The sequence below is a fragment of the Roseivirga sp. genome (assembly GCF_965216855.1).
Lineage (GTDB): Bacteria > Bacteroidota > Bacteroidia > Cytophagales > Cyclobacteriaceae > Roseivirga.
In genome coordinates, this window is sequence record NZ_OZ244204.1 from 1,086,498 (window position 1) to 1,103,436 (window position 16,939).

Annotated in this window: 9 protein-coding genes; 5 read left to right on the top strand and 4 right to left on the bottom strand. The window is 43.3% G+C overall.

Annotated elements, in window-relative coordinates:
- Positions 1-46 precede the first annotated feature (46 nt).
- The 4 genes from ACOOEY_RS04785 (at position 47) to ACOOEY_RS04800 (ending at position 3,780) form a co-directional block, all read left to right on the top strand.
- Positions 47-1,804 carry a tetratricopeptide repeat protein gene (locus ACOOEY_RS04785; protein ID WP_420387532.1) on the top strand — a complete coding sequence of 586 codons (1,758 nt, stop codon included), beginning with the start codon at positions 47-49 and terminating at the stop codon, positions 1,802-1,804.
- Positions 1,805-1,806: 2 nt separating this feature from the next.
- Complete coding sequence (locus ACOOEY_RS04790) at positions 1,807-2,403, top strand: 2OG-Fe(II) oxygenase (protein WP_420387533.1); 597 nt, start codon at positions 1,807-1,809, stop codon at positions 2,401-2,403.
- Between the two features lie 7 nt (positions 2,404-2,410).
- Positions 2,411-3,127 carry an aspartyl/asparaginyl beta-hydroxylase domain-containing protein gene (locus ACOOEY_RS04795; RefSeq protein ID WP_420387534.1) on the top strand — a complete coding sequence of 239 codons (717 nt, stop codon included), beginning with the start codon at positions 2,411-2,413 and terminating at the stop codon, positions 3,125-3,127.
- Positions 3,128-3,219: 92 nt separating this feature from the next.
- Positions 3,220-3,780 (top strand): sulfotransferase family 2 domain-containing protein, encoded by a 561-nt coding sequence (locus ACOOEY_RS04800; RefSeq protein WP_420387535.1) that lies wholly within the window; start codon positions 3,220-3,222, stop codon positions 3,778-3,780.
- A 3-nt stretch (positions 3,781-3,783) separates the two neighbouring features.
- Here the strand turns inward: ACOOEY_RS04800 and ACOOEY_RS04805 are convergent, their stop codons facing one another.
- The 4 genes from ACOOEY_RS04805 to ACOOEY_RS04820 form a co-directional block, all read right to left on the bottom strand.
- Positions 3,784-4,287, bottom strand: coding sequence for a hypothetical protein (locus ACOOEY_RS04805; protein WP_420387536.1), 504 nt, complete (start codon positions 4,285-4,287; stop codon positions 3,784-3,786).
- Between the two features lie 59 nt (positions 4,288-4,346).
- Positions 4,347-4,826, bottom strand: coding sequence for a hypothetical protein (locus ACOOEY_RS04810; protein ID WP_420387537.1), 480 nt, complete (start codon positions 4,824-4,826; stop codon positions 4,347-4,349).
- A 25-nt stretch (positions 4,827-4,851) separates the two neighbouring features.
- Positions 4,852-13,257, bottom strand: a complete 8,406-nt coding sequence (locus ACOOEY_RS04815; RefSeq protein WP_420387538.1) for a Calx-beta domain-containing protein — start codon at positions 13,255-13,257, stop codon at positions 4,852-4,854.
- Between the two features lie 269 nt (positions 13,258-13,526).
- On the bottom strand, positions 13,527-16,763 hold the full coding sequence (locus ACOOEY_RS04820) for a S41 family peptidase (RefSeq protein WP_420387539.1): 3,237 nt from the start codon (positions 16,761-16,763) through the stop codon (positions 13,527-13,529).
- A gap of 26 nt (positions 16,764-16,789) precedes the next feature.
- Here ACOOEY_RS04820 and ACOOEY_RS04825 point away from each other — a divergent pair, with 26 nt between their 5' ends.
- Complete coding sequence (locus ACOOEY_RS04825) at positions 16,790-16,924, top strand: hypothetical protein (protein ID WP_420387540.1); 135 nt, start codon at positions 16,790-16,792, stop codon at positions 16,922-16,924.
- The last annotated feature ends 15 nt before the right edge of the window (positions 16,925-16,939 follow it).

Consider the following 16,939-nt stretch of genomic DNA (forward strand, 5'->3'; position numbering starts at 1 on the left):
CGGAATAATTTCTAAATGAATAGTTTCAACCCACTGAACTAATAAGATGGACACCACAAACGATCAATCCGTACTGGAACAGGCCAAGAAATTCCAAAGAAATGGAGACTTGGTTAACGCAGAAAAATTTTACAATCAGGCACTTATAGAAGATCCCGACTCTGTTGAGGCCATATCAAACCTAGGCATGCTCTTTTTAATGAAAGGGGACACGCAGAATGCTGTTAACCACTGGCATAAGGCGCTTGAGATAGACAAAAATAATCTAGAAAGTCTAACCAATCTGGGATACGTTTATTCTCAGGTACAGGACTTTAACAACTCTGTTAAATACCTGGAAAAAGCATACAGTTTAGCTCCAGAAAGAGATGATATTGCTTTACAAATAGCACAAATAAGGGCGCAACATGGTAATATGGAAGGAGCAATGAAGATGTTAGAGCCCTTTCTAGAAGATAATTTGCTTAGCCCTAATAGTTTTTTGATGTACTCTCAATTGCAACTAATGCAAGGAGATTTCTCTGGTTCCAAAAAAACCTTATCCCGACTGATAGAGCGTGATAGTAATCAGCCTGAAGCGATGATTAACCTGGCTTCTATTCTGGAAAATGAGGGTCAGACAGAAGAAGCAGAAAAGCACCTAAGAAATGCTATCCAGAGAGTACCCTTTCATTTTCAGGCAAACCTGGAGATGGGCAGGTTTCTAAGTAGCCAGGGACAATTGACCGAAGGAATAGGTTATCTGAACAAAGCAAAAGAGATTCAACCAGAAGATTGGGGGCTACATGTACACCTGGGAAATGCTTTTCAGGATAGTGGAGATTTTGACCAGGCCATTGTTTCTTACCAAAAGGCACTAAGTATTAACCCTAATGATCTTGGTACCAGACAAAATCTTAGCAGAGTGCTATCCAGATTTGTCCCCCCCTGGCATTTAAAAATGCTGGCCGATCATGAAAGGAATGACGCCTTCGAAGGCGCTTTGAAAAATATGATTCACGAAGATACTGTAGCACTAGATATAGGAACCGGCTCTGGTTTGCTTGCCATGATGGCCGCCAGACATGGAGCTAAAAAAGTTTATGCCTGTGAGCAGTCAAAGTATATCGCTGAGGCAGCTAAACAAAACATTGCAAAAAACCAGTTGGCTGATAAAATCCAGCTTTTCCAGTCAAAATCAAGTCAAATCAATGAAAGCCAGTTAGACCCTAAACCTAACCTGATTGTAGCAGAAATATTTGATTCGGGGTTATTAGGAGAACATGCGATCCCATCGTTCAGACATGCGCTAGAGAATCTCTGTTCTGAAAATACTCGAATAATCCCAAAAGCAGCAGAAGTAAAAGGCAGATTGATTCATGCTCCCAAAGCAGCTTCCGTTAACCCGATGAAGAAAATCTCCGGTTTTGATGTATCCGCCTTTGACCAATTTAGAGTCCCTGAGGAATATGTAACCCAGCAATTGAGTGACATTACTCATGATTTTTGCTCAGAAGAGTTTAAAATTCTGGAAGTAGATTTTGAGAATCTATGGGCGCCTATGGCACCTAATCAGTGTATTAGATTTATTGCTTCAATTCCCATTGAACGCGAAAAACCCATTCATGGAGTAGCCTTTTGGTTTACACTTTTTATGGATGGTCAAATACAACTCAGTAGTGCTCCGGGTAGAAAAGATAATCACTGGGGACAAGCTATCTCATACTTCAATGAGCCAATTTCCGGCAAGGCGGGGCAAAAGCTTTCCCTCACCGTTAATTACACAGATACAAAAATCTGGTTCGAAGACCCAAAAGTTGTTTAACCATGAGTACAAATGGAAAACTACCATTTCAACCACCAGGTCTAAACCAATTTATGGATGCCTGTTGGGTTGAAGGTCTCTTCACTTCAGACGAGATTGCTCCTATTCTTGAAATGTATCAAGGCAATGAAAAGTCAGAGGCAGAGCTTTCTGATGAAGGATTGAATAATCCGGAACTTAGAAAGTCAAAAGTAAGTCTACTTCAACCTGACAATCCAGCACATTCAGCCTTTATTCATAAACTGGCCCAGCTAGCCATTCAGATTAATCATCAGCGGTATCACTTTGATCTCTCCGGAATTTATGAGCCCCTACAAATTGCTGAATATACAGAAGGGGACTTCTTTGACTGGCATTCTGACTTTGGTAATGGCCAGGCTTCAACGCGTAAACTAAGCCTGAGTGTTCAACTTTCAGAACCTGATACGTATACGGGTGGAGACCTACAATTCAAGGTAAACACGAATCAGATTAACGCACCGAGGAGTAAGGGATCGGTTATTATCTTCCCTTCATTTATACAACATCGTGTAACACCAGTTTTGACGGGAAGCAGAAAGTCATTAGTGGCCTGGATAACCGGTCCTCACTTTAAATAACCACACCTTGAAACACGCACATTGCTTTTCCTTTCAATTTGATCATAAGCCTATACTTAATGAATTTCAGTCATTATCAGTTGACTGCCAGAAGCATTTCAACACTGGTTACTACGATGGAGAATGGAGTGGCCTGGCTTTGAGAAAACCAGTTGATTCCCGTCACGAATTGAGTGCGGGAGATCAACAAAGCGATGTTTATCAAGACACTGAGTATTCAGACCTAATGAGTTCTACTCAGTCCATATTGAACTATTTTCATTGTGAAAAGACAGCAGTCAGAATTCTTAAATTAACTCCGGGCAGTCAAATAAAGGAACACTCTGACCATGGATTAAGCTTTTTTGATGGACTCGTTCGCCTGCATATTCCTTTACAAACTAACCCAGATATTGAGTTTATAGTAGCAGGAGAGAAACTATACATGAAAGAGGGGGAATGCTGGTTTGCTAATTTTAATGAGTTGCATAGTGTTTACAATGGTGGACAAACCGATAGAATTCATTTAGTAATCGACATGAAGGTCAATGACTGGCTAACTTCTTTGTTTGAAAATGAGGGTATCATTAGTCCCGGAGAAGAGGCACCTGATCCGATGGACAGCCAACCCAAATCTGCCAAAGTCGAAATGATAAAATCTTTATTGGCGATGAATAGTGATACCTCTGTTAACCTGGCCAAAGAACTCATTGGCAAATATGGGCTCGAAGACGAAATTAGTTAGACAAAACATAATTCAGATAGGGTACTGATAGGTGTTCGTTACTTTCATCCCGGAAGCAGATCATCAGACCATACACTTTTCCAATTACCCAAATGACTCAACAAAGAAAGGTTGCTTTTATTCACATTCACCGGACCGGAGGAAGCACTATTAGTAGTCTGCTACATCAGGCTAAACAACCGAATGATATAATACTCAGCCAACATTGTCGGCTCAATTGTTTAGCAAAATGCTATCCCGAGTATAACGATAGTTTCTTCGTTTTTTCCATGGTTCGTAACCCCTGGGAAAGAATAATGTCATGGTACCTTCTTGTCCAAAGCCGTGCTCAAACAAAAACAGATTTTATCACATTTATAGACTTGATTCAGGCAGAAGAGTCACGCTTATGCGGAAGCTTTCTATTTAATCAGGTAGATTACTTAACACCAGAGGCTAATGGGAAGATAGCCAACCAAATTTACAGATATGAAAATTACGAACATGATGTAAAAGCAGTACTTGAATATCTTGAAATGCCCATCAATGAAATTCCCAAGCTGAACAATAATCGGTTGACCAGTGCCTATCGTGATTATTATTCAACAGCAACCAAAAACCTTGTAAGCAGGCTCTGCGAAAAGGATATTGATGAATTCAAATACAGCTTCTGATAATTAATCTCTTAACCACCTCGTAAGTACAGGAAACCCCGCCTGACCTTTCGCAACCTCCTCTTCGCTTCTACACAGCCCCATCCATTGCAGCAATGGTAAAGCGATGTAATTGCCAGACTCGAAGTTCTCGATGTACCATTCTGAAGAGCCCTTGTATCCTGCTTCATGAAAAACAACATGTGGATCTAAATTAAGGTACTTCAATGCAGCATAGCTCCAAAGTATAGCGCCTGGTTCCAAACTATTGATATCCATCCCCTCCCCCGGTTCCAGATCTCCAGATGCGTTTGCTCTTTCTTCAGATTTCATCAGAGCCAAATGACCTGCCTCGTGAAGGAGGTCTCCCGGGTAGCTAAGTCTTGATTCATCATAAAGAATCACCCCTTGATCAATATGGATACCAGGAACAAAGGTTTCGCTGGGTATATCAGACCTTTCAATTTTCAACCCAATGCTTTTAATGAATTCTGCTATCTGCTGAACAATATGCTTATCCGTATTCAAGACTAATGTGTTTAGAGCGAAATAATCAAAATTTCTCCAAATCACTTACAGTCTTAGGCTCATTTCTCCACGGTAATCTGATAGCTACCTGCTATACCTGCCGACACCGGGCCATCTGACTTGGTAAAACTAAAAACGAATTGATCAGTGGTTAGCGAATTGATAGTAATCACCTTTCCATCATCCAGAGATATCTGAGTTGCCTCTTCGTTTAACCATTCCCAGGTACCACCAGACTTAAAAAGTTGACCTGCATTGGTGGTTGTGTAGGTTTGCTCTCCGAAGGAAAGGGCAAAACCAGGGTAGTTTACACTTAAATTCACCCCATCTACCTGTATACTTCCGAACTGGCCTAACTCCCATTGGCCTGCCAGTTTTTCAAAGGTCAGCTCCTGAGGATTAGGTTCGGCCGGCCCCTTTTTATTTCTACAGGAAAAGGCCAGTAACAACAGCATTATGATAATGCAGTAAGTGACTATGATCCGGGCAGTTATTTTCTCCCTTTTCCTGATTCGATATTCTTTTTCCTTTATGTCCATATGCTCCAATTGTTATTCTTAAAGCTTATTTCCTGATCATTATTTTTTTCCTTACCAGAGACTCTCTGTTACTGAATTGAATAATATATAATCCATTCTCATATCCGGTTAGATCGATTCTCAGCTCAGGCTTTTTAAACTCCATCCTCGTCTCTATAACTACCCCTGCAGCATTCACCACTTGAATATTGACCGGTAATCCCTGAAGTGACTTCAGGTCTATTGTGACAAAATCAGATGTGGGATTGGGAAAAATACTGATGCCCTGATCCGTGATTTGAGGAACCTCCAATCCGGTAATTACTATTCCGGTTCCCGAAAGAGGTTTCGAGAGGCTACTCTCTGTGGCATTGACAACCGTATAGTTAAATATGATTTCTCCGGAATATTCCTCTACCAATACCGGTGTGAAGCTTATTGTAAGATTGGTACTTGCACCAGCATCAAGTGTTATTTCCTCCGCACTTGTACTGAAAGCAGCAATGGGATTAACTATGTTGACCGTTGTAGCAGCATCACCACTGTTACTTAATGTCCATGTGATAACTGATGTCAATGCTAATCCAGTTTCAGGAAAGATTTCATCTCCTTCAATGGAAAGGGATGCCTCAGGTTGATTAGTTATCAGAATTTCGAAGGTTCTTTCCAAAGTTCCTCCGAAACCATCATCAACTTTAACCCGGAGATGGTAACTGGTTTTGGTCTCATAATCAAAGCTGACTGCTGCCATGAGGTTTGCTCCGGAAATGGTAAAGCTGGCATTATCCTCATCTCCTTCGCCTGAAACAAGGCTATAACTATGACTATCTGAAACATCCGCATCTTCCGTACTCAAAGTCCCAACAATTGCTCCCAAGACATTATTCTCCTGAATGCTGGTTTCAGTGAGTCCAATATCTTTAGGAGCAAAGTTGGTTTTATAGACCTCCCCTGAAAAGGCTGTCGAAAGTGGGTTTCCAGCCGCATCCTTAATATTTCCATCAGTCTTTACAGTCAGGCCCAGAGTACCTTCACCAGAAATACCGTCAATTGTCACTGCATAAGTATGAGTATCTGAGGCTATCACCGAACTCACCGTGGCCATGACTGATCCCGTTGAGTGGATCGCCAAATCAGTCACGTCTACACCAAAAACCTCTTCACTAAATACAAGCTCGAAAGCGGCACTTGCTGTACCTGTAGCCAGCCGCTCTTTGTCTACCCTTGTAATTGCCGTCACTTTGGGGGCAGTCCCATCAAAAGTAGTACTGACTATATTACCGGCCTTGCTGGAATTGCCAGCAGCATCCTGCACTACAGCGGCTTCGAGGGTAACTGTACAAATTCCATCGGTAGAAGGGGTAATAGTTGCATTCCATACCTTCCCGGCAGTCACGGTCGTCAGGTTGCTGGGCGTACCATTGGTGACCGTGATATCACTGAGTTCGAATCCTGTTACCGACTCATTATAAGTAAAAGTAGCTGTAAAGGCAGCATTGGTTAATTCGCTGACAGTACTGGTAATAGCCGCTTGTGGTTTGATTCCATCTACCAAAATGCCTGCGGTTGCCCCCAGTCCATTTAGGCCAAGGGTAGCATTGACACCAAACTCATCTACTATGGTGCCACCGTTCAGGTTAATGGATGAAGCCAGGCTGATACCATCTAAATCTTCATTCCCTTCAGTAATTGTATAGCGGAAGGTGGCGGTATAGCTATTGCTGACAGTACCGTATAATCCAGCACTTACAGTTTCATCTCCTATAGTAAGTGGTATATCAGGTGAACCGGTAATAGTCACTGGTAAACTGAAGTTAATTTCAAAATCCAGATGAGATCCTATGCCATAAGTACCTTTTGATGGAACGGCAACAGAGGTCACGGTGGGTGCATCCAGGGTAGTGAATGTCCAATCCGTATTATTGCTGATTCCTATATAACTGTTACCTGCATTATCCTTAAAAGCTCCTGCGTCAATCAGTACATAAAATTCAGTAGCCGAAGAAAGTAATGCATCTTCAAGGTTGATAATGACTTCCCCTCCTGAAATACTTACCTGAGTGTCAACCACACTGATCGTTTCAATTAAGTTATTGTCACTGGTTCTCTTGATGCTGATATTTCCGATTCCTTTGTTAATGTCTTCATCAAAAGTCAACACAAGGTTGGTATTCGGACTGATATATAAAGCATCATCAGCGGGGCTGAACTCAGGGTTGTTAACCGACAGATCCACTACGACCGTCAGAACAACACTTTCATCACTGGTATTGCCTGCCACATCGGTAGCTTTGGCTTTAAAGCTATTGGCACCTGTACTCAGATCACCGGAGACCGAGTAGGTCCAGTCCCCATTACTGTCTGCCATTACAAAGGCCTGGCTGTTTCCATTGAGCAATATTTCTACGAGACTTCCGGCTTCCGTTTGGCCTTGGATAGTTGGAGTCGGATCATTGGTCAGGTTATCGGTATTGCTTTTACCTGAATCAGACTCTGAAGCAAGGCCTATGGTCGGAACAGTCGGTGCCTGGGTATCATAAGTGATATGGTAAGTGGCTTCTCCACTACTATTCCCTGCCAGGTCTGATGCTATTACCTCTAGTGTTTTCGTACCGTCTTCAGCAAATAGCCCACTCAGGTCTAATGACCAGTCACCATTTCCATCAACTGAGATATCTGAGAAAGTTGTTCCATTGAAGGTCATGGTTAAGGAGGCATTAGCTTCGGCCGTTCCCCTCACTACCATAGTGGTCTGATCATTCGTAATGGCATCTGTATTGCTTGAACCACTGTCTCCTGAAAAACCAAGAATAATTGGAGTTTCAGGAGCCGAAGTATCGATGGTGACATTGACAGCAAGGCTATGTGGGCCTATATTTCCTGCTTCATCTGTCGCCCGGGCACTGACCGAGATTGTGCCGTCAGCCAGAGGGCTGCTTATAGCATCATATATCAAAACCCATTCTCCTGAGGAGTTAGCAGTAGCAATTCCCACTGAGCTGCCGTGAACGAAGACTTCTATAATTGAATTAGCTTCAGCAATTCCATTGATATCAGGGGTATTATCACTTGTGATTTTATCACTATTACTATAGCCGGTATCCTCACTTAGCACGGTAATCACCGGAGCAGCGGGCGTTGTAGTATCAAGTGTTGCCTGATCAGTTGCTGCTATACCGGTGTTACCATATATATCAGTCAGTGTAACGGACAGAGTCAAGATACCGTCTTCGAGGCCAGATAGATCAGCCAAAACTACCTGTTGTGTAGACATAGTAATTGCTCCCGAACCTGTGATGTCCGCACCCCCACTGCCAGAGCTGACGGTGTAGTTATAGGTAGTTCCTATCTCAGCCCCTGCGAAAGTAAAACTTGAGATAGAGGCTTCTCCTCCACCAATGAGCACATCATCAAATTCAACAGCATAGCCTGAAGGAGCAGTATTGTCATCATCATTGAGGATGGTAACTGTAGCTTCGGCAGAAATATCGATGACTAAAGAAGTGGACGCTAGATTATTCATGCTAATGATGAATGTCTCATCGACTTCCTCTACGTCATCATTGATGGGGGTGATGGTGAAGGACTGGGTTTCTCCCTCAGTTCCGACAAAAGTTAGGGTTTGACCTGCCCATAATGAATAATCTGTTCCCACAAATGCAGTAACATCAGTAGCATTCACATCAACTGTAAAGCCCCCCTGTACAGCATTGCTCAAAGTGGCTGTGAGAGTAATGGCTCCCTCATTTTCCACTCCACTTGCGTCCTCTATGGTTACTGTTGCAGTATCATCGTTAGTAATGGTGACGATTGCTGTACCAGTGATATCTATGTCTGATGAAGAAACAGTAACCGGACTAAGACCATCCATTGAAACCGTCAGGCTCTCATTGGCTTCCAGTTTGGCCTCTGACCCGATAGTGATATTGACTTCTTGAGTTTCTCCGGCAATTCCGCCAAAAACTACCTCCTGACCACTTAATGCTATATAGTCTCCATCGTCTGCTGTGGCGGTTCCGTCAGCTGTACTTAATTCAAGGGTAAAGCCTCCGTCTACCGCTTTGTCCAGTGTTAAGGTTACAGTCGCAACTCCCTCTTCCTCAGCAACTGATATATTTCCGATAGTGACTGTAGCCTGATCATCATCGGTAATGGTGTAAGTATGAACTGTGTTGACTCCGAGGAATGCATTGACAGGATCAGACAGAGTAATAATGACTGTTTCGTCTGTCTCGACAATTTCATCGGCTACTATATCAGCTATATTAATTGTTCCGCTGGTTGTGCCTGCACTAATGGTAAGGGTGCCGGAAGTAAGGGTATAATCGATTCCGCTTGAAGCCGTACCGGTTACGGTATAATCAACAGTGATATCAAGAGGATTTACCTTGTCTAACTCTACTGCAATTTCAGCCGAGCTAATGCTTTCAAGACCGCTTGCTTCGGTTGAGACGAAACTGATGGTTGATGCATCATCATCGGTTATGGTTATCGTGACTTCCTGCGTGCCATCTTCTACCCCATTGGTGACTCCTGTTATGGAGACAACAATGGTTTCGCTGGCTTCCGGATCAGTATCTGAGCTTGCCAAAATGGTAACCCCGCCATCTGCCGAAAGGCTTCCAGCCGGAATCAGGAATGTGGTGCTGACCGTGTTGTTGTAATCTGAACCAATGGTAGCAGTTCCGGTGTACTCCAGAGAGACTGTGACATCTTTTGCGGAAACAGCCGAAAGTGTTGCCGTCAATCTCGCTTCACCACCCTCTTCTGCTATAGTTGTGTTATCGACTGAAAGAATGACCGTAGGTTCCGGATCATCATCAATAATCGTATAGGTGTGTATTGCATTGAGTCCTAATGAGGCGTTTACAGGGCTTGATAGGGTAAGGACCACCGTTTCATCTTCTTCATCTATAGCGTCATTGACAATTCCGGCTATTATGATCTCTGCACTGGTTGACCCGGCAGAAATAGTAAGGGTTCCATTGGTCAGAGTATAATCAGCACCGAACCCTGAGGCGGTTCCACTCACCTCATAATCCACTGTGATTTCTTTACTGCTTGCCGCACTTAGGTCAACCTGAATAGCGGCATTTTCCTGCTCTTCTGATTGACTGCTTCCAGCAGTCCGGAAACTGATTGAAGGAGCTTCGTCATTGTCCAGAATAGTATAGGTATATATGGTTTCTGCACTTAATGATGCATTGATCGGGTTAGATAAAGTAATGACAATGGTTTCGTCAAACTCATCGAGCATATCATCATTGATGTCGGAAATATCAATCGATACACTAGAAGCACCGGCTGGAATGGTAAGCGTTCCATTGGCCAGCGCATAGTCTGTTCCTGCACCGGTGGCGCTTCCTGAAATGCTGTAGTCAACCTGAATATCCTTTCCACTCACCTGACTCAGCTCAACAGATACAGAGGCACTGCTGATTTCTTCTCCTCCACTTCCGGCTGATGAAGCAAAGCCGACAACAGGCTCATCATCATTATCAATGATAGTGTAAGTAAATACGGTATTCTCTCCCAGAATGGCATTCACCGGATTGGAGATTGTTATAATCACTGTCTCATCGAATTCATCGAGTAGATCATCTACTATTTCAGATATATTTACATCCTTATAAATCGTACCGGCAGGTATAGTTTCTGTAAAATTCAAACCCGAATAATCAGAGCCATCTCCGGAGGCAGTACCTGTAAAAGTAATATCCACAGTCACATCAACTATGGTTGCACCCGATAGAACGAGTGTCTCGAAACTTGCATCCACAAACTCATCATCCGAATAACTGGTGTTATTAAACTCTATTGTTGGCCGACCGTCAACCAGCACCTCAGCAGAAGAGGCCACATTGACCAAGTCAGTGACGGACAGGTCATTGCCAATGATATCAGTGATATTGCCGTCTCCAAGTGTGAAATCAACAATTCCAACACCGTCAAGATCTGATTCCCCAGCCTGGACGGTATAGCTAAAGGTCAGAGCCGATGTCCCATTTCCACCGGAATAGATAGCCTTTCTGGCCAATTCACCCACAGAAATATTTAAAGCTGCCAAATCACTTGTGCCCGGATCAATATTGACGGCTTCGTTGAAATGAATGACAAAGTCGAGGGTTTGTCCCAATGTATAAGTTTTCGCATCAGGCGCCTGAACTGAAACAACGACTGGTCCTGAGGTATCAATAATGATGTCTTTGTTCTGAGAAAGTGAGTTGGCCTCACCGGGAACCGGGAGGGTTAGATCAGCCGTATTAACGGCATAGTCTATAATCGTTCCGCCATCAAGGACTAATGAGTTAATATCCACATAATCCAGATCGGGAGAATTCTCTCCTTCCCAAACATAATATTCAAAAGTGAGGGTTGAAGTGCCTGAACCCGAGTCATAATAGGCTATCGCCTCTGTATCTCCGGTCGCAAGAATCAGTTGTGGTGTGTTGATGACCAATACAGGTTCACTGAAAGTGACGGTGATTTCTATCAAATCATCGATTGTATAGGTTCCGTTATCGGTAGAACTGCTGACCCCACTCACAGTGGGTAGTGTACTATCGACTACGATGAATGAAATTGATGACAGGGATGATCCTCCACCGGGTTCCATCAAAGTCAGCACTGCATCAAGTCCGGTAGCATTTTGGATGGTGCCTCCATTGAGCTCCAAAGCATTCGAGCTCTTATAATCCAGTGCCGGAGCATTATCTCCCGGCTGCACTGTATAAGAAAAGTAGATGGCATCGGTACCTGAACCTGATGAATATTCGGCATAGCGATCTACGTCTCCAGTTTCCAGAAGCAATCGTGGGGTTCCGGTTATCTCTACTGTCTGATCGAAAAAGATGACTATGAAAATCTCAGCACCTGACTTGAAATAATTGTCTACATTATCACCATATACAAAACTCACCGTTGGTGGAGAAGTAGCATTGGACTCACCCGGAGTTGGTTCCTGCAAAACAAATGGATAGCCACCATCGGATTTCCTGGCAATGGCATTAAGATCATCTCCCGGCTCAGTAGGTTCCATTATTCCCAGGCCGGCTTGAAGGCCCTCATCGGAAGATGAGCCATAATAGAGCACACTGATCAGCCCATCTCTGGTTGGGGCTGATGAGCTGGTAAAATCAGACTCTGACCCTAAATAAAGAGCAATAGCATCGGTACCGTTTTGCAGATCAGTAGAACCCCAGGAAAGGTCAAGATTGGGCACATCTGCATCTCCGATGACGTAGAAATCATTGGCACCCAAAGTTCCCGACAAACCGATGTCTTTATAAGCCTGATCGTTTGAACCATTAAAAAGTACCAATACAAGGCCGGATAGATCTACCTCGGCTGAGCCACCATTATAGATCTCCACAAATTCCTGAGTACTGGTAGCGGCAGGATGTGCTTCATTGATTGAAATACCACTGGGCAGGACATAGACTTTAAAGGATTGATCGGCAGAAGTATCTACTCCTCCATTTTCTGTCCCCCCATCATCAGAAATATTGACTGTAATATTAGCTATGCCAAATTTGGTCGGGTTTGGGGTTAGTGTTAAAGTACCACTAGATGCAAAGGAAGGAGCCACCGAAAACAGATCAGGATTATCATTGCCGGTTATATTAAAAGAAACCTGCTGGGTTTTATCCGGGTCGCCATCTGTAATTTCTGAAGCAAAGAAAGGAACAGAAACTGAACCTGAAGACTGACCAACATTCAAGGTAGTTCTGAGCACAAAACCAGGTACTGCGTTGACCGGATTAACGGTGAGACTTACAGAACCCTGGGTTTCTGACAAGGAAGTACTTCCACCGCGGAAGTTGGCATTGATTGTTCCACCTGCCTCTCCTTCGGTTTCATCCCAGGCACGGAATAGCAAGGTGGTAGAACCTGAAAGATTGGGTTTGGTTACTGCCCGAATAAGATCTGTACTTCTCAATAACCTGGCTTGAGCAGCGATATCGTCAAATTCGGTCCCTGTCTCAACAAAACTGTTCCAGGTGGACCCACCATCAATGGAATATTGCCAGTTGACCAGATTTCCGGCTATGATCCCCACCACAGCAATAGACTCTAAGGCAGGTGAAGCATCTGCGTCAGTGATGTAACCATCCTTGATTAAATCAGCTACCAGAATCGGTGGGTTATTGGAGTTGTTGATGTCGTCATCATCTCCATCGGCTCCGGTACCATTGTCATTCCCCGAGTCTTCGTTGATATCGAACTGCTCACCGGCATCGGCAAGCATAACCGGAGCATTATTGTCAGGAATTCTCGATGACCTCTTTAATGAATTGACCGGATCCGAATAGCTCTCCTTTCCAGCGATGGTAGTGATTCTGCCTGATAAAGAAATATACGTTCCGGATTTGGAGTAACACTCAGTTGAAAGAGTGCTGATTGAAGTGATAAGTAAGATTGATATTAGGTTGATGGCTAACCTTCGTTTCAAACCGTCCATTTGATTTTAAAGATTTAATAAAGATAAATATATGGAAATCTAATTTTAAATTTCCATATATAATACAATTAATAATTAAAAAAGGGTGAGTGTCTTATTTATACTTCACCCTTTTTAGGATTTAAAACTGGCATTAAACCATTTCGGATATCACTTCATTCAGAAGAAGCTCTCCTTTAATAAATAATAGTCATATCAAGTTGACTCTGTTTTAGAATGATACTTTTTCAAACTAACGGCTGAATATTTCAACCGACAGATCAATTATTTACCGTCTGAAGTAAGGCTTCAATAGCTCTTTCTAATTGCTCATCACGTCCCTCATCAATTAAGCCCGGCATGTTCTTGACCTTGATGGTTGGCTCTGTTTGAAGGTTCTCCATCCAGCGACCGCTTTTATCTTTAGCACTTACCGGCACAACACCCCAACGGCCTCCGTCAGGCAAACCTTCCCAACCGGCAAAAGAGCAAGTACCCGGTACAGGCATTCCTACAGTTTCACCAATTTCCAGGTCTGTGTATCCCTGTGCAAAGCAATGTCCATCACTGTAATTCGATTCATTGAACATGGCCAGAGTTGGCTTGGTCCATCGTGAAGTAGGTTCTCCTCCTACTACCTTGGCAGCCGTAGCATAGGTAATGAATGGCTCTCCGGTAAAGAACATAGCCAGGTCAGCCACCAGATCTCCTCCTCCATTGAATCGGGTATCAACAATTACACCTTTAGTCTCATAGTATTTACCGAGCATGTCTTCGAAAATATCACGGTAAGGACCATCGCTCATACCCGGTATGTGCACATAGCCCAATTGGCCGTTTGATTTCTCCTTTACCTCTGCTGCATTGATTTTTACAAATCTGTTGTAGAGTAAGCTACGCTCTGCTCCCAGCGAAACAGGTTTCATGGTAATCTCCTGCTTGTTTTCTCCATTGGCATCTGTGATTTCCAAAAGGGTGAAACGGTTAGCCTTTCTATTCAAATAAGCCGCAAGGTCTTTATCAGTAGTAATGGTTTCTCCATCGATCTTCTGAATAATCATTCCTGCCTCTACATTGAATTTGGCTTTATCCAGCGGCCCTCCTTCTATCACTTCTGTAATGCTGATACCATTACCTTCATGATTGTAATCGAAGAAGATACCTAATGAAGCTGTAGCATCTGCATTTTCTATGCTGGTACCATAGCGGGCTCCGGCATGTGATACGTTTAGCTCACCTAACATTTCTGAAAGCATTTCTGAGAATTCATAACTATTACCAATAGACGGCAGGTATTTAGCATACTCTGTTCTCATCAGGTTCCAGTCGATACCATGGAAAGTCGGCTCATAGAAAATATTCTTGGTTCTGATCCACACATGATCGAACATATAAGCTCTTTCAGCAACCGCATCATAGGTCATTTCACCTCTGATGGTAATACCTTCCTGCTTGCCACTCTCTGGGTCAATCTTTGATATTCTACCCCCACTCAGCAGGTACAGGTTCTTCATGTCCTTATCCCAGGTCATGGCCCCAAAACCAGTGTTTAAGCGAATGGCCTGTTTGGTTTCTCTGGTTCTCAGGTTGGTTACCCAAAGATTCTGTCCTGCTTCAAAGCTGGCCAGGTAGTAAAGTTTCTCTCCATCCTTCGATAGTACGGCATCTCCCAAATATGATGAGTGGATGGTGAGTCTTTCCTTACGCTCCTTCATTCCATCCCAATCGAATTTCAGGTCTTTACTTTCCTCCTTTTTCGGCTCCTCTTTCTTTTTCTTCTTATCTGACTCTTCTTCCTTAGGCTCCTCCTTCTTGGTCTCCTTCTCGATTTCCTTCATTAAGTCATAATCTTCTTTGCTCATATTGAACTGATCATAAGCTTCCTGAGTAAAGAACATTGAATAAACATCGGACTGACTTCTTCCGCTGGTGGCTAAGCTTTTTAATCCATCACGATTACTAAACCAAATCATCTGCTTACCCTCATTCACCCACTTAGGCGAAGAATCATAGTAACCACTTTCAGTCAGGTTAATGCGCTGAGAACCATCAGCGGCCATCAAGAGGACTTCGCTATTATTGAGCAGCTTACTCCAGTCTACGAGCAACCATTTACTATCAGGACTCCAGGTGAAGTACTTATCTCCATCGCGCATATGGAAGAGGTCGTCTTCTGTAAGCAGACTGGTTTCATTACCTGAAGCCATATCTCTTACAACCAAATTTCTACGATCCTTTATATAAGCCAGTTTTTTACCATCAGGTGAAAAATTAGGCATATAGGCGTCTACATCTACCGTGAATAATGGCTCTTCACTAATCAAAGTTGAAGCAAAGAAGAATGGCTCCTGAGCCTCTCTTTGACGGGTTGTTTTGAAAATGCTCCATTTGCCATCTCGTTCAGCAGCATACACCACTGATTTACCATCAGGACTGAAAGTAACAAACTGCTCTGCCTCAGGTGTATCCGTAATTCGCTTGGTCAAAGAACCATCTACTGAGGTAACAAACACTTCTCCTCTGGCTACAAATGCAATTTCTTTACCATTGGGAGAAATAGCCATTTCACGAACACCACCATTAATACTGATGAACTTATCGGCATTGGCTTTTTCCTGCGTGCGGATAGTAACATTAACTTTCTGTGGCTGGCCTCCTTCTCTCATAGTGTACAATTCACCATCATACCCAAAGGCCAAAGTACCTGATCCAAAGCTCAGAAAACGTACCGGGTGTAAGTCGAATGATGTAAGTTGCTGACTTTGTGAAGGGTTGCTCAGGTTCATCTTATGAACATTGAATGTTCCACTAGCCTCGCTGAGATAGTAAACTGACTGCTCATCGGCAGAAAAAACCGGCTGACGATCTTCTCCCGCACGGGTAGTCAGCATTTTATGCGTATCCGTTGACTTGTCGTAAATCCATAAGTCTCTGGTGATCGATGAAACGTGGTGTTTTCTCCACTCATTCTCTCCTCCTTTTTTGTCGTGATAGACCATGGTGTTTCCATCTTTGCTCACCTGAACATGCTCTGCGGGAATAGTAAATATCTGATCTACACGACCTCCCATAACAGGAACAGAATAGAGCTCCGGTTGAGAGCCTGTTGGGTACTGTCTGTGTTCCTTAGTGTCCATACGCTGTGCTCCAAAGATGACAGACGTGTTATCATGAGAGAATGAAAACGGACTTTCGTCATTAGAATGGAAAGTCAGCCTTTTTGCAGCACCTCCGGCTGCATTCATTACATATACATCGAAATTGCCATATCTATCTGAAGCAAAAGCTATTTGCTGACCATCTTTGCTCCAAACAGGCATGTAATCATGTGCTTCGTGAAATGTAATTTGTCTGGCCTCTCCACCAGATGATGGAACCACATACAGATCACCCTTATAAGTAAAGGCAATATTCTGACCATCAGGCGATATAGACTGATAGCGAATCCAACGCGGAGTTTCCTGCGCCTGGAGCCCTGTTATTACAAGGGCAAAAATTAACGTGATAAGTTTCTTCATGAATTGAGTTTTAAGGCTTACAATCTATGAAAACTGAACCTAAGGAGGAAGGAAGATTTAACAGATCAGAAGATTTCAGTATGACAAAGCAGGGACCTGGCGCAGAGAAATCCGGAAATAACCGTCAGGTAAAAGCCGAAAATGACCAGGCAACTTTCTGAATTCTTTATATTGAT